Source organism: Mycobacterium sp. 852002-51057_SCH5723018, assembly GCF_001667035.1.
Lineage (GTDB): Bacteria > Actinomycetota > Actinomycetes > Mycobacteriales > Mycobacteriaceae > Mycobacterium.
The window spans coordinates 209,194-232,443 of record NZ_LZIR01000004.1 but is presented as its reverse complement, the minus strand read 5'-3'; the positions used below and the strand labels follow the sequence as shown (position 1 = coordinate 232,443).

The window sequence follows — 23,250 nt, the reverse complement described above, 5'->3', positions numbered from 1 at the left end:
AGCACGCAGGGCGATTAAGTTACGATGCGCGCATGGCTGATTCGCCGGCGGTGGATCTCGACCTGCGCCTGGTCGGGTACTTCGTGGCGGTGGCCGAGCACCGACACTTCGGGCGCGCGGCCGACGTGCTGCGCGTCGCGCAGCCGTCGCTGAGCCGCCAGATCCGTCGCCTCGAGCAGCAGCTGGGCGTCCGGCTACTGGATCGAACGCCGCAGGGCACCCGGCTGACCGAGGCCGGTGAGGTGTTCCTCCCTCGCGCCAGGGCGGTGTTGCGCTCGGCCGCTCAAGCCGCCGCGCAGGCCCGTGCCGCCGCCCAGCCCAGCCGGATCGCCATCGGCTACACATCGGGCATGATCGTCACGCCGGCGGTGCGCCAGTTACGCCGCGAGCACCCCGACGCGGATGTGCAAGTCACACACCTGGATTGGGATAAAGCCCGTGACGCGCTGCTCGACCATCGGGTGGACGCGGTCGTGACCCGGCTGCCGTTCCCCACCGACCAGCTGCACGTGACGGTCCTGTATGACGAGCCCCGGGTACTGGCGGTGCCGGTAGACCATCGCCTGGCCGGCCGCGAATCGGTCACCCTCGACGACATAGCCGACGAACCCATGCCGCGGGTGCGGCACTCCGATCCGGCCTGGAGCGCCTTCTGGCGCATAGATCCTCGTCCCGATGGGCGCCGGGCACCGGACGGTCCGTTCATCGATGCGCTCGAGGACAAGTTCGAACTCATCGCCTCGGGGCAGGCGGTGGCCATCACCGCCGGCTTTCAGGGAAACAGCCTGCGGCCGGATATCACCACGGTCCCGCTGGAAGGCGTCGAGCCCAGTCATGTCGTGCTGGCGACCCGGGCCGGGGACCGCAGTCGTTTGGTGGCGGCGTTCCGCAAGCTCGCCGAAGCCCACCTCAACCCTTGACGCCAACCATCGGAGATTAGCCCTCGGTCAGTTCAGGGGGCGGCCGGTAGGCGGGCTCGTAGCCGGAGACGTGGATCGGGTTGCCGACGAGGCGGAAATCACCCGCCGTCACAACAACTTCCGGGGTCGCTTTGAGCGCCTCGGGCAGCGTCCGCACGGCCGCCGCCGGAACACCGAGTGGACGCAGTCGCCGTTCCCAGCCGGCCGCCGTGTCGGTCGCCAGCATCGCGGTGACGACGGCCAGCACGTCGTCGCGGCGGCTCACCCGTTCGGCCATCGTTTCGAAACCGCCGATGCCCGCCTCGGCGGCAAACGATTTCCAGAATCCGTCGTGGGTGATGAAGAGGGCGAGATATCCGTCTGCGGTTGGAAATAGCTGGGCGGGAACGTAATAGGAGTGCGCCCCGTTCGGCCGGCGCTGCGGCTCGACCCCATTGTTGAGGTAGGCTGACGCGTGGTAGTTGAGCTGCGACAGCATGACGTCGCGCAGCGACACATCCACTTGTCCGCCGGTGCCGGAGACCACTTTGGCCAAAAGCCCGAGTGCGGCACACATTCCGGTGGAATTGTCGGCCGAAGAATAGCCGGGCAGTGTGGGCGGTCCGTCCGGGTCGCCCGTCATGGCGGCGATCCCGGTCGACGCCTGGACGACGTAGTCGAACGCCGGATCGTCGCCGCCGTTCAGGCCGAAGCCGGTGATCGCGACGCAGACGATCCGTTCGTTGTGCTGCCGCAACTGTTCGTAGGTCAGCCCGAGCCGGCGGATGGCCGACGGTTTGAGGTTGACAAGTAGGGCGTGTGATTCCGCGACCAGTTCGCCCAAGTGTCGTTGTCCCGCTTCGGAATTCAGGTCGAGGCAGACGCTGGACTTGTTGCGGTTGAGGCTCGCGAAGTAGCTGGGACCGACCCCCCGGGAGATCTCCCCGCCCCGGGGCTCGATCTTGGTCACCTCGGCGCCGAGGTCGGCCAGCAGCATGGTGGCGTAGGGGCCGGCCAGCATGGTGCCAACCTCGAGGATGCGTATTCCCGCCAGCGGTCCTGGGTTTCCGGTCGTCAACGCAACTCCGTTGCGAGCGCGGCGATCACCTCACGCGTCCGGCGCTTGGAGGCGACGAGTTCGTCCCGGCTCTCGCCGATCGGCAGCAGGCGCACCGACAGATCGGTCACTCCGGCGTCGGCAAATCGGCGGAATCGAGCCAGGATCGCGTCCTCGTCACCGGCCGCGCAGATGTCGCCGACGTCTTTGGCGTCGCCGTAGCCGAGCAGCCGCTGGTAGTTGGGCGAGACCTCGGCCTCGCCCAGGATCCGGTTGGCCCGCTCGCGCGCGGCATCGACTTCGCTTGCCGCGCAGAGGCATACCGGGATGCCGGCGACGATGCGGGGCGCCGGGCGCCCGGCGTTGTCGGCGGCCTTGGTTATGCGCGGCACGACGTGCTCGGCCACGGCGCGCTCATCGGCCATCCACAGCACGGTGCCGTCGGCGCGCTCTCCGGCGATGGTCAACATTACCGGTCCGAGGGCTGCCACCAGCACCGGCAACGGCGCGACCGGTCCCAGGTCGAGCGGATTGTGCACCCGGAAGGTGTCGTTTTCCACGTCGATGGGGCCGGGGTTGGCGAAGGCGGCGTGCAACACTTCGAGAAAGTCCCGGGTGTAGGCCGCGGGCCGCGCGTAGGGAATCCCGAGCATGTCGTCAACGATCCAGTGGTGCGACGGCCCGACCCCCAGCACCAGCCGGCCCCCGGTGGCAGCCTGCACCGATAAGGCCTGGCGCGCCAAGGCAATTGGATGCTGAGCCTGCAGGGGGACGACCGCGGTGCCCAGCTCGATCCGGCTGGTGCGCGTCGCCATCAGGGCGACCGCCACCAGTGCGTCGAAGTCGTTGGGGATCTGCGGGATCCAGGCGCTGTCCAGGCCGGCGGTCTCGGCCCAGTCGATGTCGGCCAGCATCCGGGTGACCTTGCGCGCGGAGTCCCCGCGCTCGGGTCCGATCATCACTCCGATGCGCACGATTCCTCTGTTTCGTTCGGGACGGGTTAGGGGCTACCGGTTAGCGCGCGGATGTCGCGCACCAGCACGTCGAGCGGTGTCCCGGTGGGAAACACCGCGGCGGCGCCGACGGACACCAGCTTGGGCACGTCGGCGTGCGGGATGGTGCCGCCGACGACCACGGCGATGTCGGCGGCGTCGGCGGCGCGCAGCGCCTCGATGGTGCGCGCGGTGAGCGCCAGGTGGGCACCGGACAGGATGCTCAGGCCGACCACCGCCACGTCTTCCTGCACGGCGATCGACGCGATGTCTTCGATGCGCTGCCGGATGCCGGTGTAGATCACCTCGAAACCCGCGTCACGCAGGGTGCGGGCGACGATCTTGGCGCCGCGGTCGTGTCCGTCGAGGCCGGGCTTGGCGACCAGGATCCGCGCGGCCATTCAGAACACCACCGGTTGCTGGAATTCGCCCCACACCGCTTTCAGGGCGGACACCATCTCACCCACCGTGCAGTACGCGTTGGCGCAGTCGATCAGCCTGTGCATCAGGTTGTCGGTGCCCTCGGCGCCGCGGGACAGCGCGGCAAGTGTGGATTGCACCGCGGCCGTGTCTCGTTCGGCCTTCACCTTGGAGAGCCGCTTGAGCTGCAATTCGCGACCCTCGGCGTCGAGCTCGTAGGTCACAACGTCGGGCTCGGGCTCCTCGGACACGAATCGATTGACCCCGACGACGGGTCGGGCGCCCGCTTCGATGTCCTGATGCATCCGGAACGCTTCGTCGGCGATCAGCCCTTGCAGATAGCCGTCCTCGATCGCGCTGACCATTCCGCCGTGTCGTTCGAGGTCGTCCATGATCTCGACGATGCGGGCCTCGGTGGCATCGGTCAGAGCCTCGACGAAATAGGAGCCGCCCAGCGGGTCGGCGACGCTGGCCACACCGGTCTCGTAGGCCAGGATCTGCTGGGTGCGCAGCGCGAGCGTGGTGGACTCCTCGGTGGGCAGCGCGAACGGTTCGTCCCAGGCCGCAGTGAACATCGACTGCACCCCGCCCAAGACCGCCGCCATCGCCTCGTAAGCCACCCGCACCAGGTTGTTCTGCGCCTGCGGGGCGTACAGCGAAGCGCCGCCGCACACGCACCCGAAGCGGAACATCGACGCCTTGTCCGTTGTCGCCCCGTAGCGTTCCCGAACGATCGTGGCCCAACGACGACGTCCCGCGCGGTATTTGCCGATCTCTTCGAAGAAATCGCCGTGGGTGTAGAAGAAAAACGAGATCTGCGGCGCGAACTGGTCGATGGTCATCCGGCCGCGTTCGACCACGGTGTCGCAGTAGGTGACGCCGTCGGCCAGGGTGAACGCCATTTCCTGCACCGCGTTGGCCCCGGCGTCGCGGAAGTGCGCCCCGGCCACCGAGATGGCGTTGAACCTGGGCACCTCGGCGGCGCAGAACTCGATGGTGTCGGCAATCAGGCGCAGCGACGGCTCCGGCGGCCAGATCCAGGTCCCGCGGGAGGCGTACTCCTTGAGGATGTCGTTCTGGATGGTCCCGGTGAGCTTGGCCCGCGGGATTCCTTTTCGCTCGGCGGCGGCGACGTAGAACGCGAGCAGGATGGCCGCCGTTCCGTTGATCGTCATGCTGGTGCTGATCTTGTCCAGTGGGATGCCGTCGAACAGGATCTCGGCGTCGGCCAGGGTGTCCACCGCGACGCCGACCCGGCCGACCTCCTCGCCGAACTCGGGATCGTCGGAGTCGTAGCCGCATTGGGTGGGCAGGTCGAGCGCGACCGACAGTCCGGTTCCGCCTTGTTCCAAGAGGTAGCGGTAGCGGCGGTTGGATTCCTCTGCGGTGCCGAAGCCTGAGTATTGCCGAAACGTCCACAGCTTGCCCCGGTAGCCAGACGCGAAGTTGCCCCGGGTGAACGGGAACTCCCCCGGGGGCGGCGGTTCGGCGGTTCTGTCCGCCGGTCCGTAGACGGGCTGCAGCGGGATGCCCGACGGTGTCTGAGCAGCGTTATCCATCGATGAATAACGTACTTGCAAAAAAAGAGAATGCCAATACCGTAGTGCTGACCTGCGGTGTTAGGTTGGCGACCCTACGCGCGGCAGAGGATCTCACCATGCGGCATCGATAGCCAGCCGGCCGGCGCCGCGGCCCAGGCCTGCCACGCCGCGGAGATCTCCTCGAGCTGCGCGGCGGTGGCCAGGCCCGATTCCAGCAGCTGGCGAGCGACGCCGGAATGCAGAATCCGGTCGGCCCACATGCCGCCCCACCATTCGCGGGTCTCGGGCGTCGCGTAGCACCACACGCTGCCCGTCGGCGTGATGTCGTCAAAGCCGGCCTCGAGAGCCCACGACAGCAGCCGCCGTCCGGCGTCTGGTTCTCCGTGGTTGGCGCGATGCGCCTTGTCGTAGAGGTCCAGCCATAGGTCGAGGGCCGGCAGGCGCGGGAACCAGATGAAGCCCGCATAGTCGGCGTCGCGGGCGGCGACGAGTCCGCCCGGCCGGCACACCCGCCTCATCTCCCGCAGCGCCCGCACCGGATCGGTGACATGTTGTAGCACCTGGTGGGCGTGGACGACATCGAATGTGTCGTCGGGGAAGTCGAGCTGGTGCACGTCGGCGGTCGCGAAGGACACGTTCGTCAGGTCGCGCCGCTGGGCCTCGGCGCGCGCCACGTCGAGGACGTCGGCAGATTGGTCGACGGCCAGCACGGGCGCGGGTGCGACCCGCTCGGCGAGGTCGACGGTGATGGTGCCGGGACCGCATCCGATGTCCAGCACGGATGACCCGGGCTTGAGGTGGGGCAGCAGGTAGGCCGCGGAGTCCTCGGCGGTGCGTCGCTGGTGGCTGCGTAGCACCGACTCGTGATGTCCGTGCGTGTACTTGCCCGGGCCTTCGTGGTCCATGGCGCGAAGCCTACCGCGCCGACTCGTAATATGAGATCCTAATCTCATATTCTGAGACGCCTAGTCGACGGGGACGTTGAGGATCGGCCGGTCAACGGCGGCGCCCGGGCCGTCGAAGTGCCACCACTCGCCCGAGTACGGCGTCAGCCCGCCATAGGTCATCGCGTCGCGCAGCCGGGCGCGGTTGGCCTGCTCGTCGGCGCTGACGCCCTGGGTCGCGTATGCCGTTGCGCGCGAGGAGAAGTCGTCGAAGTCGGTGCCCATGTCGGCCAGGCACAACCCGTCGACCTGCCGATCGCCCGGGCATTGCTCTTGGACGCTGGTGAAGGTCACGTCAACCGACCGGCCGGACTCGTGGCTGTGCGCATACGGGCCGGGCCGGGCCACCCAGGCAGGATTCGGCGCGACGGCGAACAGCTTGGCCTGAACGTCATGCGGCCGGTAGCAGTCCCAGAACACCAGGACGTGGCCCTGCGGGCGGAGCACCGCCGCCGCCGCCGCGAGATCCGGAGCCATCGACTGATGGACAAGGCATCGGGCGTCGGAGGGATAGAGCTGAGTGTGGGTGAAATTGTTGGTGGTCGCGTAGCGCAGGTCGATGATGGCGTCGGGGACTACAGTGCGGACGTCGACGAATCCGGCGCCGCGCGCCGCGTCGCTGACTGGCGGCACGTCGGCATCGGCCGGCGCCGCACCGACAACGGCGATCAACCCAAAGGCGACCGCGAGGCGAAGGAACCGTCCCACCCGAGGCATCTGCACATTGTCGCCGTTCGTCACGGGGGATCACATGAGCCACACCAGCCACTGCCAAAGCGGCCATGACCGGTTCTGAAAAGCGCTATCACATGCGATAGCAATTTCGTCAGTGGCATCCGGCCGCGGAAGGGCGCGAGCCGTATCGTCACGGATTGTCGAGATCGCCCACTGTGATCGAATGCTGAATGGTGTTGGCGCCCTTGATGTCACTGAGGTCGGGAGTGGCTGCCGTCGCCGGAACAAGGCCAAGCAGCTCCATCAAAGAGTATCCGGCCCCTCGCCGGGTAGGGGATATTTGATCGCGCGTCGTATGACGGCGAGGTCAGCTCCTCGTCGGATCGAACTCCAGCACCTGGGTCAGCCGGATGTTGTTGCCGGAGGGGTCGCGGAAGGATGTGTCGATACCGTAGGCCTGCGCGGTGGGCGGATCGTTGAAAGTGACTCCGCGGGAAGACAACTCGTCGTAGGCGGCCTGGCAATCGTCGGTCTCGAGGAACAACGTGCCGCCCGCGCCCTTGGCCACCAATTCGGCCAGCTGTGCGCTGGCAGCGAGGTCGAGCATGGGCGGACCGGGAACGGGCATGAGGACGAGCCCGACGCCCTCCTGGCCCACCGGTCCGACGCACAACCAGCGGAAGTTCCAGGCCTCCATGGTCACGTCGGCCCGGACTTCCCAGCCGAGCGTCTTGGTGTAGAACTCCAGCGCCGCGTCCTGGTTGTGCACCCAGAACTGCGCATTGGCGATCTTGATCATGGGTCCTCCCGACTTCGTTGGCTCTTTCAAGCTACGGACGTCGGCGAGCCGCCGTCTTCTCGAAACGTGCGGTTTTGCGGCCGCCCGTAGGCCAGTGCGACGCAGCGGGGGATCCGGACGTGACGCTCGGCGGGTGGAAACTTGGCGCGGTAGCTCTGCGGCGTCTCACCGAATATGCGATGAAAGCTCGTCGTGAACGAGCCGACACTTCCCCAACCCACTTCAAAGCACACGGTGGCGACGGCCCAATCGGTGGTGCGCAGCAACGCGGCGGCGCGTTCCAGCCGCCGGGTCAGCAGGTACTGGTGGGGCGACTCGCCGAACGTTTCCTTGAACCGCCGACTGAAGTGTGCCGGTGATAATCCGGCGGCCGCGGCCATGTCGGCAACCGAGAGCCGATCGAAGTAACGCGCGTCGACAAGGTCTTTCGCGCGCAGCAGGTGGCGGGCGACCGGGACGGATGCCACGGCAATAGTCTCCCCGTCGGTCAGGCCGACCGCACACCACCACGCGAAGCCGTTCAACGAAGGTGGCCAGGGGCGGGATCGAACCGCCGACCTTCCGCTTTTCAGGCGGACGGAATGAACCGCTGACCTGCGAGTTAACGACGTCCATACGCCAAATACGGCGAGCTGAGCGCGCCTGACGCAGGCTGCCCGTCCGACGATCGGACACAAACCGGACACAGTGACAGCACTCACGACAAGGGACCCTTCGTCGCCCGTCACTCAGTGATGCGCGCTGGGGGCTCCCGGGGAGAAGTTGCCCGATGCCCGGCATCGCTTCATCAAGCACCGGACCGACGCCGTCGACGCACGGCCCGGGATCGGCATCACGTCAAACGTCGTTACGGCACGGTTCTGCCGCGCCCCGGGCGGCGGGAGGTCACGAGCGCCCGAGGCCGCCCTGCCGCAGGGCGCGAGAGCGACAGTGGTCGGCCGGACGCCGACCGGGGCGTCGGCCTCAACCCGGTCGCGGCGGTTCCTGGGTCCCGGAGCGGGCGGCATTGCATTCTGGCTCTTAAGAACAATATTCTTGCTGCGCAGAAGACTATCGGCAGCGTGGGGTGTCCCTGGGCTCGCCGCGGTTTCGGACGGTGCACATCGTTGCCGGTCATGGAGACATGAGGTGTTGGCATGAAGGTTCATTTGCAGGGCAACGGTCGACCGGACAAGGCGGCCGCGCGGGCGCGTGAGATCGCTGAGGTGGGCGCCGACGGGCTGTTCAGCTTCGAAGGCCCCAACGATGTGTTCCTGCCATTGGTGGCCGCCGCGGGGGTGAGCGATCTGGAATTGATGACCAACATTGCTGTCGCTGGTCCGCGCAGCCCGCTGCACCTGGCGCATGCCGCCAACGATCTGCAGCTCTATAGTCAGGGCCGGTTCCGTCTCGGGCTGGGTTCGCAGACCCCGGCGCACATCGTTAAGCGTTACAGCGGGCAGTGGGGCAAGCCTGCGGCGCGGATGGCTGAGAACGTTGAGGCCATCAAGGCCATCTTCGCGGCGTGGGAGGGCAACGCGCCCTTGAGCTTTCGTGGTGAGTTCTACACCCACACCCTGATGACGCCGGCGTTCGACCCCGGGCCTAATCCGTTCGGGTCGCCGCCGGTGCTGCTGGGTGCACTGGGTCCGTTGATGACCCGCACGGCCGCACAAGTCGCCGACGGACTGCTGATCCACCCTCTAACCAGCAACCGGTTCTTCACCGAGAAGACGTTGTCCTCCTACACCGATGGGCTCGCGCGCTCGGGCCGGGTGCCCGATGACTGTGCGATCATGGCCCAGGCCATGATCGCCATGGGCCGCACTGAGCATGATCTGGCAAGCGCGGTCAACGGCGTGGCCTTTCAAATCGGGTTCTACGGTTCGACGCCGGCTTATTTGCCCGTGCTCGAGCAGGAGGGCTTTGCCGACGTGCATCCCGCGCTCAATGTGTTGTCCAAGCAAGGCAAGTTCGCCGAGATGCGGGCGCTGATTAGCGATGACATGGTGCGCACCTTCGGCATTGTCGGCACACCCGAGGAATGCGCAGAGCAGATCGGTACCCGCTTCGGTGGTCACGCCAGCGACGTGTGCTGTTATTTCTCCAGCTACACCCCCGACGCGGCGGACGTTGCTGATCTCGTTGCCGCGTTGCACCGCATACCTGCCTAACGACGGGATTCAGGACGCCGCGCCCACCCGGAGTTGGGCGTCTCACGAAGCCGGTCCCCGGACCACTCATCCAGGGAGCTGCCGGGGTGTTTCTCTCTTACGGGACACACGCGCGCGGCACCGAGAGGCAGAACTGCAGCAGGTGCTCGGCCTCTGCGCGACTGGGGGTGGTCTTGGCCCATAAGTGCCCGGCTACCCGGCCGATCACGGCTTGCGTGACCAGTTCGGCATCCAACTCCGGATCGGCGCTGCGCAGTTCCGCGAAGGGCGCATGCAGGAGTTTGGCCAGCGGCCGCTTGGAGACCTGGCTGCCGATCGGGATCGCCGAGGTGAGGTTGACGCTGTTCCATAACACGGCCAGCGTCGTTTCCGCGTTGGTGCCTTCGGTTTGGGCCAGCACCCCGTCAAGCCACCGCTTCACCTGCGCCCCAGGGTCATGTTCTTGGGCCATCCGGCGGCCGATGTGTGCCGCGGCACGCTCGGATCCGTCCTCGACCAGCGCGGCGATCAGCGCATCCTTGGATGGGAAATGCCGGTAGAACGTGTCGTTGGACAGCCCGGCGACCGCCACAATGTCGGAGACCCGCGCCCGCGCGTCGGTGCCGCCGTCGACGATCACCTTCAGTGCCGCGTCCAACAGAGCCCGCACTTCGCTGTGGTAGTTGGTCCGTCGTGCCGCGGTCTGGGCGGCGATACGGGCGGCCACGCCGTCGTGGGACGGCATTACGTTCTGCATGCCCAGAATTCTATTCTGTCGGCCGCCGTTCTGTCGCTGCCGACCCCCGCAGGTAAATCGCCCATGTGAGACGCCTATGGGACGGGACCATGCGGCGCTGGAGTCGACGCTGCGGGGGCCGCACCTTGATTTCGCCGAGTAAGAATCTTATTCTTCAGAATCGTATTCTGTGTCGTCCGATCAGCTCGGCCGGCTTACCGCGTCCTCGATGAAGGGTTTTGGCCATGGCCACACTGGGCTACCGGGCGATCGACGTCGATGAGCACTACTACGAACCCGTGGACGCCTTCACTCGCCACCTTCCCAAGGAGTTCAAGCGCCGCGGGGTGCAGATGGTGCAGGACGGCAAGCGCACGATCGCGCTGATGGGCGAGCGAGCCAACCATTTCATCCCGAACCCGACGTTCGACCCGATCATCGAGCCCGGTTGCCTGGACTTACTGTTTCGCGGGGAGATTCCCGAGGGGGTGGATCCGGCGTCGTTGATGAAGGTCGATCGGATCGGTGATCACCCGGAATACCAGAACCGCGACGCCCGGGTGAAGGTCCTGGACACGCAGAACCTCGAGACCGTCTTCATACTGCCGACCTTTGCCTGCGGTGTGGAGGAGGCGCTCAAGGGCGACGTCGAGGCCACCATGGCGTCAGTGCACGCTTTCAACCTGTGGCTTGACGAGGACTGGGGTTTCGACCGCCCAGATCACCGGATTCTGGCCGGGCCGATTATTTCGCTGGCCGATCCACAGAAGGCCATCGATGAGGTCGACTTCGTGCTCGATCGTGGCGCCAAGCTGGTGCTGGTGCGTCCGGCGCCGGTGCCCGGGGTGGCCAAGCCGCGCTCGTTGGGTGACCCGCTACACGATCCGATATGGGCGCGGTTGGCCGAAGCCGGGGTGCCGGTGATCTTCCACTTGTCCGACAGCGGCTATCTGGCCATCTCGGCGATGTGGGGCGGCACGGGCACCTTCGAAGGGTTCGGCAAGCGCGATCCGCTCGACATGCTGCTGGCCGACGACCGCGCCATCCACGACACGATGGCCTCGCTGATCGTGCACCAGGTCTTCACCCGCCACCCCACGCTTAAGGTCGCCAGTATCGAAAACGGCTCGTATTTCGTCTACCGGCTGATCAAGCGGCTCAAGAAGGCCGCTAATGGCGCGCCGTACCACTTCAAAGAGGACCCCGTCGAGCAACTGAAGAACAACGTGTGGGTCACGCCGTACTACGAGGACGACGTCAAGGTCCTGGCCGACACCATCGGGATCGACAAAATCCTGTTCGGGTCGGACTGGCCCCATGGCGAAGGTCTCGCTGACCCGATGAGCTTTACCGCCGATATCCCGCAGTTCCCCGAATTCAGCGCCGAAGACACCCGCAAGGTGATGCGCGACAACGCGCTCACCTTGCTCGGCGCGTCGGTACTCGCCTAACGACACCACGTCACGACATCTTGGCGGCAACGGGGGACGCGGCGGCCCGGCGACGGGTCCGCGACGCCTTCCCGCCGCCGCTCATCCCGAAAGGCCAGCCATGACCCAATGGTCCTTCGCGGCGGTCCTCGATGCCATCGCCGCCAGCGTGCCGGAGCGCACGATGACCCGTTGCGGCTCCCGCGTCAGGACTTTCGGCGCCGCGGCCCAAGACACCACCAGGCTGGCGAACTTCCTGATCGATCAGGGACTCGGCGTCGTCGACCAGAGCGGGCCGCTGCAGCGCTGGCACTGCGGCCAGGACCGGGTGGCGCTGCTGATGCGCAACGACCGATACCCCGAGGCGTTTCTGGCCGCGACGAAGGCGCGCACTGCCCCGGTCAACGTCAACTACAACTACACCGCCGCCGAGGTCGCCGATCTGCTGTCCTACGTCGAGCCGCGCGCGGTGTTTTATCACCGCAGTTTCGGACCCGTCGTTGCCCAAGCTGTCGACCCGGCCATCACCTCGCTGCTGATCTCGGTCGATGACGGCAGCGACACGCCGATGCTGCCCGACGCGGTCGACTACGACACCGCGGTGCAACGGGGCGACTCCCACCGGCCGGCCGAGACGTCCCCGGATGACCTCGTCATGATCTGCACCGGCGGGACCACCGGCCGACCCAAAGGGGTGCTGTGGCGCCAAGGCGACATGTACGTCTCGTCGATGGGCGGCGCCGACCACCCCGACATCGAGGCGATCGCCGAACTCGCCCGCGCGGGCGGACAAACGTGGTTTCCCGTCTCACCGCTGATGCATGCCCTGGGCCTGTGGAGCGCGTTCGCCGCCATTCTGGGCGCCCACACCGTGGTGCTGCACGATGACCGTGAGCCCTTCGACCCCGCGGCGGTGTGGCGCACCGCCGCACACCACCAGGTGTCGATGATGAGCATCGTCGGTGACGCCTACGCCGCACCGTTGGCCGCCGAACTGGGCCGCGCCGACTACGACCTGACCCAACTGTCCATCTTGGCCACCGGCGGCGCGGCCACCCACCCGCAGCACAAACGGGCACTCGTGGACCGGTTGCCGCGGCTGTCGATCATCGACGGCTACGGATCGTCGGAAACCGGCGGCCTGGGCTACGGGCAGAGCCGCTCGGGTCAGCAGTCGCACACCTTCGCGGCCTGGACGGGAGGAGTGGTCCTTTCCGAGGACCGCCGCCGCGTGCTGGGCGCCGGCGACACCGAGATCGGGTGGGCCGCCAAGACGGGCCGCATCCCGATGGGCTATTTCAACGACCCGGCCGCCACCGAGGCGACCTTCCCGATCGTCGACGGGCACCGGATGTCGATCCCGGGCGATCGTGCCCGCATCGGATCCGACGGCACCATCGAGCTGCTGGGCCGCGATTCGCTGGTCGTCAACACCGGCGGAGAGAAGGTGTTCGTCGAAGAGGTCGAGGAAGTCCTGCGCGGCTACGCCGGCGTCGCCGACGCGGTGGTTGTAGGTCGGCCTCACCCCCGGTGGGGACACGAAGTCACCGCCGTGATCGCCACCATCCCGGGGCACTCGGTGGATGCAGATCAGTTGCGCGGCCACTGTCGCAGTCAGCTGGCCGGGTTCAAAACCCCCAAGGCGTTCGTCTTCGTTGACGCCGTGCGCCGCCTAGGCACCGGCAAGGCCGACTACCGGTGGGCCGCACGCGCGGCAGCCGCCGGCTCCGAACACGCCGCCGGCGCGACCCACGACCCGGAGATGGTATGAGCCCCAACGTGATCGACTGTCTGGTCAATGTCCACTTCGGTGAAACCGCCCAACAACCGCAGTTCATGCTGAAAGTGCGCGACGACTACTTCAAAGGCCCCGCCTCGCTCTACGAGCAGGTCGAACTACCTGCGCTGCTCGACGAAATGGACGCCCACGCCGTCACCAAGGCGATTCTGATGGACAACATCGCCAAACCCTCGGCGACCGCGCGCGCGTTCGTCGAGCAAAATCCCGACCGGTTCGCCCTGGCGCTGGGTGGGGTTAACCTGCTGCGCCCGGTGGCCTCGTTGCGCGAGTTGACCGTACTGGCAGCCGATCTGCCCGTCGCCTACGCCGTGGTGGGACCCAGCTTCTGGGGCGATGGCCACTACCCGCCCAGCGACGCCGTGTACTACCCCCTGTACGCCAAGTGCGCCGAGATCGACCTGCCGCTATGCGTCAACACCGGGATTCCCGGACCCCCCATTCCCGGCGAGGTGCAGCACCCCATACATCTGGACCGGGTGTGCGTGCGGTTCCCCGAACTGCGGCTGTGCATGATCCACGGTGCCGACCCGTGGTGGGACGTGGCGATCCGGATGCTGATCAAGTATCAAAACCTGCGACTGATGACCTCGGCGTGGTCGCCGAAACGCTTACCCGAATCACTGCTGCACTACATGCGCACCCGCGGACCCGACAAGGTCATCTTCGCCTCGGACTACCCGGTGTTGCGCCAACACCGCGTCATCCCCGAAGCTACCGCGCTGGACCTGCCAGCCGAGGTTCTGCGGAAGTACCTGCACGACAACGCCGAAGACTTCTTCTTCGCCCCGCGCCCCGCCCCGCCCCGCACCGGCGCGGCCGTTAGGAACGTCTGAGTCATGGACCGCCACGAGTTGCGTCGACTGGACTACAGCTTGTCGCGGGACCACACCGACCTGCAGTCGCTCTACCGACAATTCTTCACCGCGCACTGCCCGATCGAGACGGTCCGCGCGGCCGAACCCCTCGGCTTCGACGCCAGTCTCTGGCGTCAGTTGTGCGCGACCCGCGCTACCGCCATGGCGCTGCCCGAGACTGTCGGCGGCGACGGCGCCACCCTGGTCGACCTGACTCTGGTCGCCGAGGAAATCGGTCGTGCGCTCGCATCGGTACCGTGGATCGACCATGTCGCCGCGTCGCGGTTGTGGGGCCAGCTGACCGACGTGCCTGCCGAGGTCCGTTGCGGTGACCAGATCTGTGGCTTAGATCCCCACCAGGACAACAACGTCGGCGCCCGACTGCTGCCGGCCGCGGCGATCGCCGAGCACCTTATCGTCCGCGACGGCCACGACGTGGTTGCCGTGCGCTTCGACACCCAACCCGCCGCGGTCGACAACGTCGGCTGTATGCCGATGGCCTGGGTGGACCCCGCCGCGGCCGCTGACCGCCAGGTGCTGGCTTCTGGGCCTGCCGCGCTGGAGGCCTATCAACACGCCCTCGACGAATGGCGCCTGCTGACCGCCGCGGCACTGACCGGCGCGACCGAGGCGACGATGCTCATCGCCGCCGCATTCGCCAAGACCCGCTACACCCTCGGCGTCCCGATCGCCTCCCTGCAAGCGATCTCCCACCCGCTGGCCGACATCGCCATCATCGTCGCCGGCGCAAGGAACTTGAATCGACGCGCCGCATGGTTCGCCGACAACGAGCCCCACGCTCGTCCCGAACTGCCCAGCTGCGCCTTTGTTTACATCGCCGGCGAAGCCCCCCGAGCCGCCGCGGTCGCAGTACACGTTCAGGGCGGGCTGGGGGTATCCGCCGAAGCCGCCGCCAGCGCCTACCTGGTGCGCGTCCGCGGGTGGGCGCTAGCCGGCGGCGATCCAGCCCACACCGCCCGGCACATCACCGAACTGGTCAACGACCGTGAGTCCAGCGCCCACCTCCTGAGCACCCCGCCGGTAGCCCGACCCACCCCGGCCTAGGAGGACAGCCCATGGACTTCTCCCGCATCGCCCTCACTGACGAGGAGGCCGCTTTCGCTGCCCGAGCCCGCGATTTCCTGCAGACCCACGTCACCGACGACGTCAAACGCCGGGTGCACGACACCGGCGAAAGCTTCGACGAGACGGTGCACCTGGCGCTCGGCGCGCACGGCTGGCTGGCTGCGCAGCTCACCCCACACGCCGAGGGCGGGCTCACTCGGCTGCAGCGGCGCATCTTCGAACTGGAGAAGCGCCGCGCCCGCGCCCCCTACATCGCATGGGGCACCACCGCCATGGTCGCGCGAGCAGTGCGCAAGTTCGCCCGCCCCGAACTGCAAGACGAGGTGCTACCCGGAGTGTGCACCGGTCGCATCCGACTCTGCCTCGGATACACCGAACCCGAGGGCGGTTCGGACATCATGACCTGCAAGACCCGCGCGGTGCGCGACGGCGACGGATCTAGCTGGGTCATTAATGGCGCCAAAATGTTCACCACCGGCGCCCACATCTCCCAGTACGTCTTCCTGATCACCAACACCAGCCCCGACGCTCCCAAACGCGACAGCCTGACCATGTTCCTGGTACCCCTGCATCTACCGGGCATCGACATCCACGCTGTGCGCTGCGTCGACGGCGACCGCACCAACCTCACCTACTACAACGACGTGCGTGTCCCCGACAAGTACCGCATGGGCGAGGTCAACGGCGGCTGGACAGTGCTGCGCGACCCCCTCAACGCCGAACACGGCGCGGTGGACGCCAACGCCGACGGGTTACAAGACATCGCCGTGATGCAACAGCAGGCCGACATGCTCGCCCAAGCCCTCGACGACGCCATTGCACGCGCCTACCGGCCCGACCGGCACGGTCGCCGCCTGGCCGACGACCAGTCCGTCGGATACCGGCTGGGCCGCGACTACGCCCGCGTGGAAGCGGCCCTATCCACACCGAACATCCTGGGACGCGTCGCCATCGCCCAAGCCCTGCGCGAGGTGTCCGCCGACATGATGGACACCCTCGGATCAGCGGCGGCATTGCCGATCGGCGCGCACGGATCCGCCGACGACGGCGCGGCCGAATACCTATTCCGGTTCGCGCCCCTGGTCGCGATTTACGGCGGAACCGTCGAGGTGTTCCGCAACATGATCGCCCAATACGTCCTAGGACTAGGTAAACCGGCCTACGCAGCTCCGGCGGAGAAGAACACGTGATCAACCACGCCGCGCCGCCCCCGAACCCGCTGCCGCACAGTGTCTTCGGTGACCACTGCTGGGACAGGCCGCAGCAGCGCCAAAAGAGCCCTACCGCGGGAACCCGTGCGGAGACGACCAGGTGACGAGCCCGCCGCCGGTGACGTTCGACCCGTTCTCCGAGGAATACTTCAGCAACCCCTACGACACCTACCGGCGGATGCGCGAGGAAGCACCCGTCTACTACAACCCGCAGTACGACTTCTACGCCCTGACCCGCCACGCCGACGTCGCCGCCGCACTGAAGGACACCGACACCTACTCCTCGGCCAAAGGCGTCACCCTCGACCAGATCCTGCTCGGCGAGGACCCCGGCGCCTCGATCATCACGATGGACCCTCCCGAGCATCGCCGGATGCGCAGCCTGGTCAACAAGGTCTTCACCCCGCGCGCCATCCGAAAACTGGACCCGCTGATCCGAAAGACGGTGCGTCACTACCTGAGTCGAGTCAACCCCGCTATGGGGTTCGACATCATCGGCGACTTCTCCGGCCTGTTCCCCGTCGAGGTGATCACCACCATGCTCGGAGTTCCCGAATCCGACCGACAACACGTGCGGCTATGGCTCGACACCTCGCTGGAACGCCGCGCCGGCAAGCTCGGAATGTCGCGCGCCGGCATCGAGGCGATGCGCAACACCGGCATGCTGTACTACCAACTCATTCAGCAGCGCCGCGCCCAACCCTGCGACGACATGATCACCGCGTTGACGACGGTGGAGGTCGAGCGCGAGGCCGGTAGCCGCACCAGCCTCACCGACATCGAGATCGCCGCATTTTGCACCCTATTGGGCGGCGCCGGAGCCGAAACCGTCACCAAGCTGATCGGCAACGCAATAGTGCAGCTATCTCGACACCCCGATCAATGGCACCATTTGCAGACCGACCGTGCCTCGATTCCTGCCGCCGTCGAAGAAGCATTACGCTTTGAGGCGCCTGCCCAGTACGCGGTGCGCTACACCCACAAACCGGTCCGGTTGCACGACGTCACCATTCCGGCCGCCAAACCCGTTCTGCTGATCGAGGCCTCGGCCAACCGCGACGAACGCGCCTTCACCAACGCCGACTCCTTCGACATCCACCGCGACCGCGGCGAGGCTCAAAACCTTGGGTTCGGCTACGGCGTCCACAGCTGCCTGGGTGCGGCGCTGGCACGCGCCGAAAGCGCCATCGCCCTCGAGTATCTGCTCGATCTCTTCGATGACTACGACGTGGATTACGCCCGGCTGACCCGCGTGCGGATGACCAGCGTCGCCGGCTGGGCCAGCGTTCCCGTTCGGGCCCGGCCATGACAGCATCCGCCCAGGCTCTCGGTCGGTAGCCGGCGTCCGAAGAAGGAGTTCGACACCAATGAAGACTCTTACGCCGCGGCGCGCTCATCTCAGCATGGCCAGGCTCGCGACCAGGGATCCGTGTGGCTACACCCTCGACGTTGTAGCAGCCGACACCACCGACGCCGTGCACGCCGCAGGAGGGCTGATGTTCGACCGCATGCGCGAAGGCTGGACGGTGCGCGTCTTCGTGCTCGACGACCTCCACCCGCGTCCGCTGCAGATTCTAGGCGCCGACTGCGCATACTACGACGGATCCGACGGCGTGGCGCCCTGGTCGTCGCGTACCGCGCTAGCGGTGTCCAGCACGGCTGTGGCCAGGCGTGATGCGGTCCACGATGACACGTTGGCGCGTATACGCCGTGGTCGTGCCGAGATCACCCTGTGGGGCGATCCACCCGCGGACATGCGTCCACATTTGATGGCGATCGAGCACCGTCTGACCGCGGCCGCTCGAGCCTTCAAGGCCTCCGCGCAGATGGCCTGCCCCACCGAAGGATCCGCGATTGGTGACGCCGAGCGGTTCTACGGACTGGGCACCTTGTGCGTCCCCGGCAACCCCGACCTGACTCCGGTCACCATCGCGGTCGGGTGACCACCATCGCGCCCAACGCCCAGCCGTCTACAGCACCGTCCCCGGCTAGAGGAGGAGACCCCAATGTCAGCCCCCATCAATGCAAACCCCGCCCACGTCCTGGCCGACCCGCACTCCTACACCGACGAGGTTGCGCTGCACACCGCGCTGACCCGGTTGCGCCGCGACGCGCCCGTCGCATGGGTAGAGCAGCCCCACTACCGACCATTTTGGGCGATCACCCGGCACGTCGACATCACCGACATCGAACGCGACAACACCACCTTCACCAATGCGCCGCGCCCCATCCTCATCACCGCCGAAGCCGACGAGCTGGCAGCCAACAGCGGCGTGAACACACTGATCCACCTCGACGGCCAACAGCACCGCAAGGTCCGCGCGATCGCCGGGGATTGGTTCAAGCCCAAGGCGATGCGCGCCCTTCAGACCCGTATCGACGAGCTGGCCGCTAGCTACGTCACCGAAATGGCCGAGATCGGCGGGCAGTGCGACTTTGTTCAACGCATCGCAGTCAAGTTTCCGCTTTACGTCATCATGTCATTGCTGGGCATCCCCGAATCGGACTATCCGCTGATGCTCAAACTCACCCAAGAGCTGTTCGGCAATGACGATGCCGAATACAAGCGGCCCACGATCGAGGAACAGGGCCCCGCACTGCTCGAAATGTTCAGCTACTTCACCGATCTGACCGCCCAGCGACGCAAACGCCCCACCCCGGACCTCGGCTCGGCAATCGCGAACGCCCGGCTCGACGGCGAACCCCTCTCCGACATCGACACCGTCTCCTACTACCTCATCGTGGCCACCGCCGGCCACGACACCACCAGCGCCGTCATCTCCGGCGGACTGCACGCCCTCATCGATCACCCCGAGCAGCACCGGCGGTTGCAAACCGATCCCGGACTGCAACCACTGGCCACCGAAGAGATGATCCGCTGGGTCAGCCCGGTCAAGGCGTTCATGCGCACCGCCGCACGCAACACCACCGTCCGCGGCGTCCCCATCGCCAAAGGACAATCGGTTCTACTTTCCTATGTGTCAGCCAACCGCGACAAAGAGGTATTCGACCGCCCCTTCGACTTCGATATCACCCGAGACCCCAACCGCCACATAGCCTTCGGACACGGAGTACATTTCTGCCTCGGCGCCGCCCTGGCTCGCATGGAAATCAGCAGCTTCTTCTCCACCCTATTACCGCGCCTGACCGACATCGAGCTGGCCGGCGCTCCTGAACACATCGCCACCACATTCGTGGGCGGACTCAAACACCTACCCATCCGATACAGCCTGGCAAGCGAGCCGCACGCGGACCAGCGAATATCTACAGCGACCTCTACTCGGATGAACTCGACCACGTAGCCACGAACCTTGACCGGCTCCATAGCTCCGCCGCGAACCAGGCGAACGGACAGGAAGTGCTGTCACCGCGTCCGTGCAGCTCAAACTGGTGGCCAGGGGCGGGATCGAACCGCCGACCTTCCGCTTTTCAGGCGGACGCTCGTACCGACTGAGCTACCTGGCCGGAAGGCAGCGAGTGCCTCGCCGTGCTGGGCGACCCTGACGGGACTCGAACCCGCGACCTCCGCCGTGACAGGGCGGCGCGCTAACCAACTGCGCCACAGGGCCATGCTGCTGCTCCGCGTCATCCGCGTCGCAGAGTACCCCCTACGGGATTCGAACCCGCGCTACCGCCTTGAAAGGGCGGCGTCCTAGGCCGCTAGACGAAGGGGGCCAGAACCGAATCTCTCCGGGGGCACTCGCAACGCAGGTAGCGTTGGGAGCCACGTCAGCTTAGGTTACCGCGGCCCGAATCCTCAAACGAGCGCCGTTGGAGTGACGTTCGAGCGACATTCGAGCGACGTTTCGGACGCAGTATTCTGAGTCTTCGCGCCCCTATAGCTCAGTTGGTAGAGCTACGGACTTTTAATCCGCAGGTCCTAGGTTCGAGTCCTAGTGGGGGCACCGACAGCGGCTGGGGATGGCCGTGGTTTAGCCGCAAAACGGCTTGGCTATGCTTCGCAAGATGACTGTCGAAGCGGCCTCCTCCCCTAACGCTCCCGTAGCCCTGGTGACCATGGAAATCCGTCACCCGGCAGCGGATTCCCTCGCCGATTCATCGAGCGCAGATCTCAGACGCGCGTTCGCCGACCTCCTGCCCATCGAGCGCCAGGCGCAAGATGTCGCCTGGTCGATGGGTGCCGGTGGAAGCCCGGCGCCGGCCGCCGAGCGCTTTGTCCGTTACGTCAACCGCGACAACACACTTGCCGCCTCGATCAAGACCCAGGCGGTCGTCATCGAGACCACCGCTTACACGAACTTCGAGACGCTGCTCGAGGTTGCGATGCGGGTCATTGAAGCTCGCTCACAGGTGTCCGAGATCGTCGGGGTGGAGCGCCTCGGTCTGCGCTATGTCCTCGAGGTCCGCGTCCCCGTGGGTGTCGACGGCCGCATCGAGTGGGGCAACTGGATCGCGGAACCGCTGCTCGGACCCCAGCGCATCGCGCCCGCCGGGCTGACCCTGACCGAATGGCAGGGCGCCGCGGTCTACCGCGAAGCTCAGCCGGGCAAGTCGATGATCGTGCGCTACGGCCCGGGCGTGGGCCAGGCGCTCGACGCGAGCTACCACCTGCGCCGCACGCTGCCGGCCCAGCAGGGGCCGTTCTTCCTGCTGGACATCGACAGCTTCTGGACGCCGACCGGCTCCATCCCCGAGTTCGACCGCAACGCGGTGGCGACGACCTTCCAGGATCTCTACGACCCCGCTCGCACGGTGTTTCAGGAGATGCTCACCAGCCGCCTGAAGGACGACCTGCTCAGCCGGTAGGCGCTCCCAGCACGGCGCTGCTGTACGTCACGTCGGCGAAGGCCTGAGCGAGGTCGTCGTCGGGATAGACGAAGCCGTTGGCCGCGTGCAGCTCCTTGACGGTCTGCGACGAGGTGCGCCAGCCGCGCAGGCTCAGGTGGTCCAGGATGTGGCTGCGCTGTCCGTGGTAGACGAGGTCGTTCAAGTCGATCTCGAACCCGAGTTCGCTCATCCGGTCGTGGTGGGAGCGCCACCGCGCGTCGGCGAAAACCGCGGTGTCGGGCAAGAATTCGAAAGCCAGCCGGCTACCGGGGGCGCTCAAGGCGGTGATGTTGTCGAACAGCGCGTCCTGGGCCGCGTCGGGCAGGTACACCAACAAGCCTTCGGCGCTCCATGCCGCGGGCTCCTGCGGATCGAATCCCGCGTCTCGCAACGCGGTGGCCCAGTCGTCGCGCAGGTCGATCGCGACGGTGCGCCGCTCGGCGGTCGGCTCGGCGCCGAGGTCGCTCAGCGTCAGGGTCTTGAACTCGATCACCTCCGGCATGTCGACCTCGTAGACCACGGTCCCCGCCGGCCACGGCAGCCGGTACGCGCGCGAATCAAGTCCGGACGCGAGGATGACGACCTGGCCGACGCCGCTCCGGGTCGCCGCGAGGAAGAACTCGTCGTAGAACCTCGTTCGGCAGCCCATCCCCCGGGCCATTCGCTGAGGATCGAACTCGGAATCCCCACCCACCGGGATCTGCCCGTTGACCAACCGGACATAGACGTCGATTCCGACGGCGCGGACCAATGGGGCGGCGTAGGGGTCGTCGATCAACTTCTCGTCGGTGGACAGCGCCCGCTGGGCGGCGACCATGGTCGCGGTCGCGCCGACGCTCGTCGCCAGATCCCAACGATCACTATCGGTGCGAGCCATGATGCTTCCTATCCCGAAACAGAAATATAGACAATCTAGTTACTACCACAGGGCCAACAAGGCTCGGACCGTACTACCCTGCGACCTGTGACCGACTTCGCCCAGCGGACGATCGACCTGGCCCGCCAGAACGTCACCGAAGGCGGTCGGCCCTTCGCGACGGTGATCGTCAAGGACGGTGTGGTCCTCGCCGAGAGCGCCAACAAGGTGGCCCAGACGAACGATCCGACCGCGCACGCGGAGATCCTCGCCATCCGGGAGGCGTGCACGAAACTGGGCACCGAGCACCTGGTCGACGTGACCATCTATGTGCTGGCGCACCCATGCCCGATGTGCCTGGGCTCGCTGTATTACTGCTCGCCCAAGGAAGTCATCTTCCTGATCACCCGCGAGTCCTACGAGCAGTACTACCTCGATGACCGCAAATACTTCGAGGTCTCCACGTTCTACGACGAATTCGCCAAGCCGTGGGATCAGCGTCGGCTGCCGATGCGCTACCAACACCAAGCGACCGCGGTGGACGTCTACCGGCTGTGGAACGAACGCAACGGCGGGCAGCGCAAGTCCACGGTGGTCCCGCCGGGCTAACGGATCGGCATTGCAACCGCAGCGCCGCTTCGCTACTATCTGCGTATGCATGCAGGTAATAGCGAAGGCCGCTTGCCGGACGACCAGGCCAGTCTGGTGGTCGAGGTATTCCGGATGTTGGCCGACGCCACCCGCGTGCAGGTGCTCTGGTCGCTGACGCATCGCGAGATGTCGGTCAACGAGCTCGCCGAGCACGTGGGCAAGCCCGCGCCGTCGGTTTCGCAGCACCTTGCGAAGCTGCGGATGGCCCGCCTGGTCCGCACCCGCCGGGAAGGGACCACCATCTTCTACAGCCTGGAGAACGACCACGTCCGCCAGCTCGTCATCGACGCGGTCTGCAACGCCGAGCACGCCGGTCCCGGGGTTCCGCGTCATCACCGCGGCCAGAGCGGGCTGCGGGCAGTCACCGAATAGTCAGGA

22 protein-coding genes, 5 tRNA genes and 2 pseudogenes are annotated in these 23,250 nt (G+C 66.6%); 15 read left to right on the top strand and 14 right to left on the bottom strand.

Features of this window, described 5'->3' with window-relative positions; genetic code table 11:
* The first annotated feature begins 32 nt into the window (after positions 1 to 32).
* Positions 33 to 920: a LysR family transcriptional regulator gene (locus tag A5764_RS01760; protein WP_067107532.1), complete on the top strand. Its 888-nt coding sequence runs from the start codon at positions 33 to 35 to the stop codon at positions 918 to 920.
* Between the two features lie 16 nt (positions 921 to 936).
* On the opposite strand, the gene A5764_RS01755 is transcribed toward A5764_RS01760, so the two are convergent.
* The 9 genes from A5764_RS01755 to A5764_RS01715 all read right to left on the bottom strand — a co-directional run bounded on the left by A5764_RS01755 (position 937) and on the right by A5764_RS01715 (position 7,923).
* Positions 937 to 1,977, bottom strand: coding sequence for a CaiB/BaiF CoA-transferase family protein (locus A5764_RS01755; RefSeq protein ID WP_067107529.1), 1,041 nt, complete (start codon positions 1,975 to 1,977; stop codon positions 937 to 939).
* Positions 1,974 to 2,930 carry an LLM class F420-dependent oxidoreductase gene (locus tag A5764_RS01750; RefSeq protein ID WP_067107526.1) on the bottom strand — a complete coding sequence of 319 codons (957 nt, stop codon included), beginning with the start codon at positions 2,928 to 2,930 and terminating at the stop codon, positions 1,974 to 1,976. The genes A5764_RS01755 and A5764_RS01750 overlap by 4 nt, the downstream gene beginning before the upstream one ends.
* 26 nt (positions 2,931 to 2,956) lie before the next feature.
* On the bottom strand, positions 2,957 to 3,349 hold the full coding sequence (locus A5764_RS01745; RefSeq protein ID WP_067107523.1) for a cobalamin-dependent protein: 393 nt from the start codon (positions 3,347 to 3,349) through the stop codon (positions 2,957 to 2,959).
* A complete protein-coding gene (locus A5764_RS01740) occupies positions 3,350 to 4,927 on the bottom strand; it encodes a methylmalonyl-CoA mutase family protein (RefSeq protein WP_067107520.1) in 1,578 nt (525 codons plus the stop codon).
* Between the two features lie 74 nt (positions 4,928 to 5,001).
* The gene (locus A5764_RS01735) at positions 5,002 to 5,814 is read right to left on the bottom strand and encodes a methyltransferase domain-containing protein (protein WP_067107517.1); all 813 of its coding nucleotides are present in this window, start codon (positions 5,812 to 5,814) and stop codon (positions 5,002 to 5,004) included.
* A 60-nt stretch (positions 5,815 to 5,874) separates the two neighbouring features.
* Positions 5,875 to 6,570, bottom strand: coding sequence for a M15 family metallopeptidase (locus A5764_RS01730; protein WP_067107628.1), 696 nt, complete (start codon positions 6,568 to 6,570; stop codon positions 5,875 to 5,877).
* A 325-nt stretch (positions 6,571 to 6,895) separates the two neighbouring features.
* Positions 6,896 to 7,327, bottom strand: coding sequence for a VOC family protein (locus A5764_RS01725; protein WP_067107514.1), 432 nt, complete (start codon positions 7,325 to 7,327; stop codon positions 6,896 to 6,898).
* A 26-nt stretch (positions 7,328 to 7,353) separates the two neighbouring features.
* Positions 7,354 to 7,794, bottom strand: coding sequence for a helix-turn-helix transcriptional regulator (locus tag A5764_RS01720; RefSeq protein ID WP_067107510.1), 441 nt, complete (start codon positions 7,792 to 7,794; stop codon positions 7,354 to 7,356).
* 63 nt (positions 7,795 to 7,857) lie between these two features.
* A tRNA-Phe gene (locus A5764_RS01715) sits at positions 7,858 to 7,923 on the bottom strand.
* 540 nt (positions 7,924 to 8,463) lie between these two features.
* Between A5764_RS01715 and A5764_RS01710 the strand changes: the two genes are divergently transcribed.
* Positions 8,464 to 9,480, top strand: a complete 1,017-nt coding sequence (locus A5764_RS01710) for a TIGR03617 family F420-dependent LLM class oxidoreductase (protein WP_067107507.1) — start codon at positions 8,464 to 8,466, stop codon at positions 9,478 to 9,480.
* A 97-nt stretch (positions 9,481 to 9,577) separates the two neighbouring features.
* Here A5764_RS01710 and A5764_RS01705 read toward each other — a convergent pair whose 3' ends face one another.
* A complete protein-coding gene (locus tag A5764_RS01705) occupies positions 9,578 to 10,216 on the bottom strand; it encodes a TetR/AcrR family transcriptional regulator (RefSeq protein ID WP_067107504.1) in 639 nt (212 codons plus the stop codon).
* Positions 10,217 to 10,440: 224 nt separating this feature from the next.
* Here A5764_RS01705 and A5764_RS01700 point away from each other — a divergent pair, with 224 nt between their 5' ends.
* The 9 genes and pseudogenes from A5764_RS01700 to A5764_RS29100 all read left to right on the top strand — a co-directional run.
* Positions 10,441 to 11,646, top strand: a complete 1,206-nt coding sequence (locus tag A5764_RS01700) for an amidohydrolase family protein (protein WP_067107500.1) — start codon at positions 10,441 to 10,443, stop codon at positions 11,644 to 11,646.
* 100 nt (positions 11,647 to 11,746) lie between these two features.
* Complete coding sequence (locus tag A5764_RS01695; protein WP_067107497.1) at positions 11,747 to 13,396, top strand: AMP-binding protein; 1,650 nt, start codon at positions 11,747 to 11,749, stop codon at positions 13,394 to 13,396.
* On the top strand, positions 13,393 to 14,259 hold the full coding sequence (locus A5764_RS01690) for an amidohydrolase family protein (protein ID WP_067107494.1): 867 nt from the start codon (positions 13,393 to 13,395) through the stop codon (positions 14,257 to 14,259). Before A5764_RS01695 ends, A5764_RS01690 begins: the two co-directional genes overlap by 4 nt.
* Before the next feature lie 3 nt (positions 14,260 to 14,262).
* The gene (locus A5764_RS01685; protein WP_067107491.1) at positions 14,263 to 15,345 is read left to right on the top strand and encodes an acyl-CoA dehydrogenase; all 1,083 of its coding nucleotides are present in this window, start codon (positions 14,263 to 14,265) and stop codon (positions 15,343 to 15,345) included.
* A gap of 11 nt (positions 15,346 to 15,356) precedes the next feature.
* The gene (locus A5764_RS01680) at positions 15,357 to 16,556 is read left to right on the top strand and encodes an acyl-CoA dehydrogenase family protein (RefSeq protein WP_067107488.1); all 1,200 of its coding nucleotides are present in this window, start codon (positions 15,357 to 15,359) and stop codon (positions 16,554 to 16,556) included.
* Positions 16,557 to 16,677: 121 nt separating this feature from the next.
* Complete coding sequence (locus A5764_RS01675) at positions 16,678 to 17,886, top strand: cytochrome P450 (RefSeq protein WP_067107485.1); 1,209 nt, start codon at positions 16,678 to 16,680, stop codon at positions 17,884 to 17,886.
* Between the two features lie 58 nt (positions 17,887 to 17,944).
* A complete protein-coding gene (locus A5764_RS01670; protein ID WP_156664446.1) occupies positions 17,945 to 18,520 on the top strand; it encodes a hypothetical protein in 576 nt (191 codons plus the stop codon).
* 63 nt (positions 18,521 to 18,583) lie between these two features.
* A pseudogene (locus tag A5764_RS01665) lies at positions 18,584 to 19,813 on the top strand (cytochrome P450); the annotation flags it as partial.
* 20 nt (positions 19,814 to 19,833) lie between these two features.
* Positions 19,834 to 19,947 (top strand): annotated as a pseudogene (locus A5764_RS29100) (site-specific integrase); the annotation flags it as partial.
* An 18-nt stretch (positions 19,948 to 19,965) separates the two neighbouring features.
* Here A5764_RS29100 and A5764_RS01660 read toward each other — a convergent pair.
* From A5764_RS01660 to A5764_RS01650, 3 genes are all read right to left on the bottom strand, one after another.
* Positions 19,966 to 20,042, bottom strand: a tRNA-Phe gene (locus A5764_RS01660).
* Positions 20,043 to 20,072: 30 nt separating this feature from the next.
* A tRNA-Asp gene (locus A5764_RS01655) sits at positions 20,073 to 20,146 on the bottom strand.
* 33 nt (positions 20,147 to 20,179) lie between these two features.
* Positions 20,180 to 20,252 (bottom strand) — tRNA-Glu (locus A5764_RS01650).
* Positions 20,253 to 20,409: 157 nt separating this feature from the next.
* Between A5764_RS01650 and A5764_RS01645 the strand changes: the two genes are divergently transcribed.
* Together A5764_RS01645 and A5764_RS01640 are read left to right on the top strand one after the other, a co-directional pair.
* Positions 20,410 to 20,482: transfer RNA gene (locus tag A5764_RS01645), tRNA-Lys, on the top strand.
* 61 nt (positions 20,483 to 20,543) lie between these two features.
* Complete coding sequence (locus A5764_RS01640) at positions 20,544 to 21,344, top strand: TIGR04255 family protein (protein WP_369807263.1); 801 nt, start codon at positions 20,544 to 20,546, stop codon at positions 21,342 to 21,344.
* On the opposite strand, the gene A5764_RS01635 is transcribed toward A5764_RS01640, so the two are convergent.
* Complete coding sequence (locus tag A5764_RS01635) at positions 21,334 to 22,242, bottom strand: class I SAM-dependent methyltransferase (protein ID WP_067107476.1); 909 nt, start codon at positions 22,240 to 22,242, stop codon at positions 21,334 to 21,336. The genes A5764_RS01640 and A5764_RS01635 overlap by 11 nt on opposite strands.
* Before the next feature lie 87 nt (positions 22,243 to 22,329).
* On the opposite strand from A5764_RS01635, the gene A5764_RS01630 reads away from it, so the two are divergent.
* Entirely contained in the window at positions 22,330 to 22,830 is a 501-nt protein-coding gene (locus tag A5764_RS01630; RefSeq protein ID WP_067107472.1) for a nucleoside deaminase, read from the top strand.
* A 45-nt stretch (positions 22,831 to 22,875) separates the two neighbouring features.
* The gene (locus A5764_RS01625; protein ID WP_067107469.1) at positions 22,876 to 23,244 is read left to right on the top strand and encodes a metalloregulator ArsR/SmtB family transcription factor; all 369 of its coding nucleotides are present in this window, start codon (positions 22,876 to 22,878) and stop codon (positions 23,242 to 23,244) included.
* Positions 23,245 to 23,250 lie beyond the last annotated feature (6 nt).

Coding starts and splice junctions, on each gene's coding strand:
- A5764_RS01760 (WP_067107532.1), top strand. CDS start 33: ATGGCTGATTCGCCGGCGGTGGATCTCGACCTGCGCCTGGTCGGGTAC.
- A5764_RS01745 (WP_067107523.1), bottom strand. CDS start 3,349: ATGGCCGCGCGGATCCTGGTCGCCAAGCCCGGCCTCGACGGACACGAC.
- A5764_RS01740 (WP_067107520.1), bottom strand. CDS start 4,927: ATGGATAACGCTGCTCAGACACCGTCGGGCATCCCGCTGCAGCCCGTC.
- A5764_RS01735 (WP_067107517.1), bottom strand. CDS start 5,814: ATGGACCACGAAGGCCCGGGCAAGTACACGCACGGACATCACGAGTCG.
- A5764_RS01730 (WP_067107628.1), bottom strand. CDS start 6,570: ATGCCTCGGGTGGGACGGTTCCTTCGCCTCGCGGTCGCCTTTGGGTTG.
- A5764_RS01725 (WP_067107514.1), bottom strand. CDS start 7,327: ATGATCAAGATCGCCAATGCGCAGTTCTGGGTGCACAACCAGGACGCG.
- A5764_RS01710 (WP_067107507.1), top strand. CDS start 8,464: ATGAAGGTTCATTTGCAGGGCAACGGTCGACCGGACAAGGCGGCCGCG.
- A5764_RS01705 (WP_067107504.1), bottom strand. CDS start 10,216: ATGCAGAACGTAATGCCGTCCCACGACGGCGTGGCCGCCCGTATCGCC.
- A5764_RS01700 (WP_067107500.1), top strand. CDS start 10,441: ATGGCCACACTGGGCTACCGGGCGATCGACGTCGATGAGCACTACTAC.
- A5764_RS01695 (WP_067107497.1), top strand. CDS start 11,747: ATGACCCAATGGTCCTTCGCGGCGGTCCTCGATGCCATCGCCGCCAGC.
- A5764_RS01690 (WP_067107494.1), top strand. CDS start 13,393: ATGAGCCCCAACGTGATCGACTGTCTGGTCAATGTCCACTTCGGTGAA.
- A5764_RS01685 (WP_067107491.1), top strand. CDS start 14,263: ATGGACCGCCACGAGTTGCGTCGACTGGACTACAGCTTGTCGCGGGAC.
- A5764_RS01680 (WP_067107488.1), top strand. CDS start 15,357: ATGGACTTCTCCCGCATCGCCCTCACTGACGAGGAGGCCGCTTTCGCT.
- A5764_RS01670 (WP_156664446.1), top strand. CDS start 17,945: ATGAAGACTCTTACGCCGCGGCGCGCTCATCTCAGCATGGCCAGGCTC.
- A5764_RS01640 (WP_369807263.1), top strand. CDS start 20,544: ATGACTGTCGAAGCGGCCTCCTCCCCTAACGCTCCCGTAGCCCTGGTG.
- A5764_RS01635 (WP_067107476.1), bottom strand. CDS start 22,242: ATGGCTCGCACCGATAGTGATCGTTGGGATCTGGCGACGAGCGTCGGC.
- A5764_RS01625 (WP_067107469.1), top strand. CDS start 22,876: ATGCATGCAGGTAATAGCGAAGGCCGCTTGCCGGACGACCAGGCCAGT.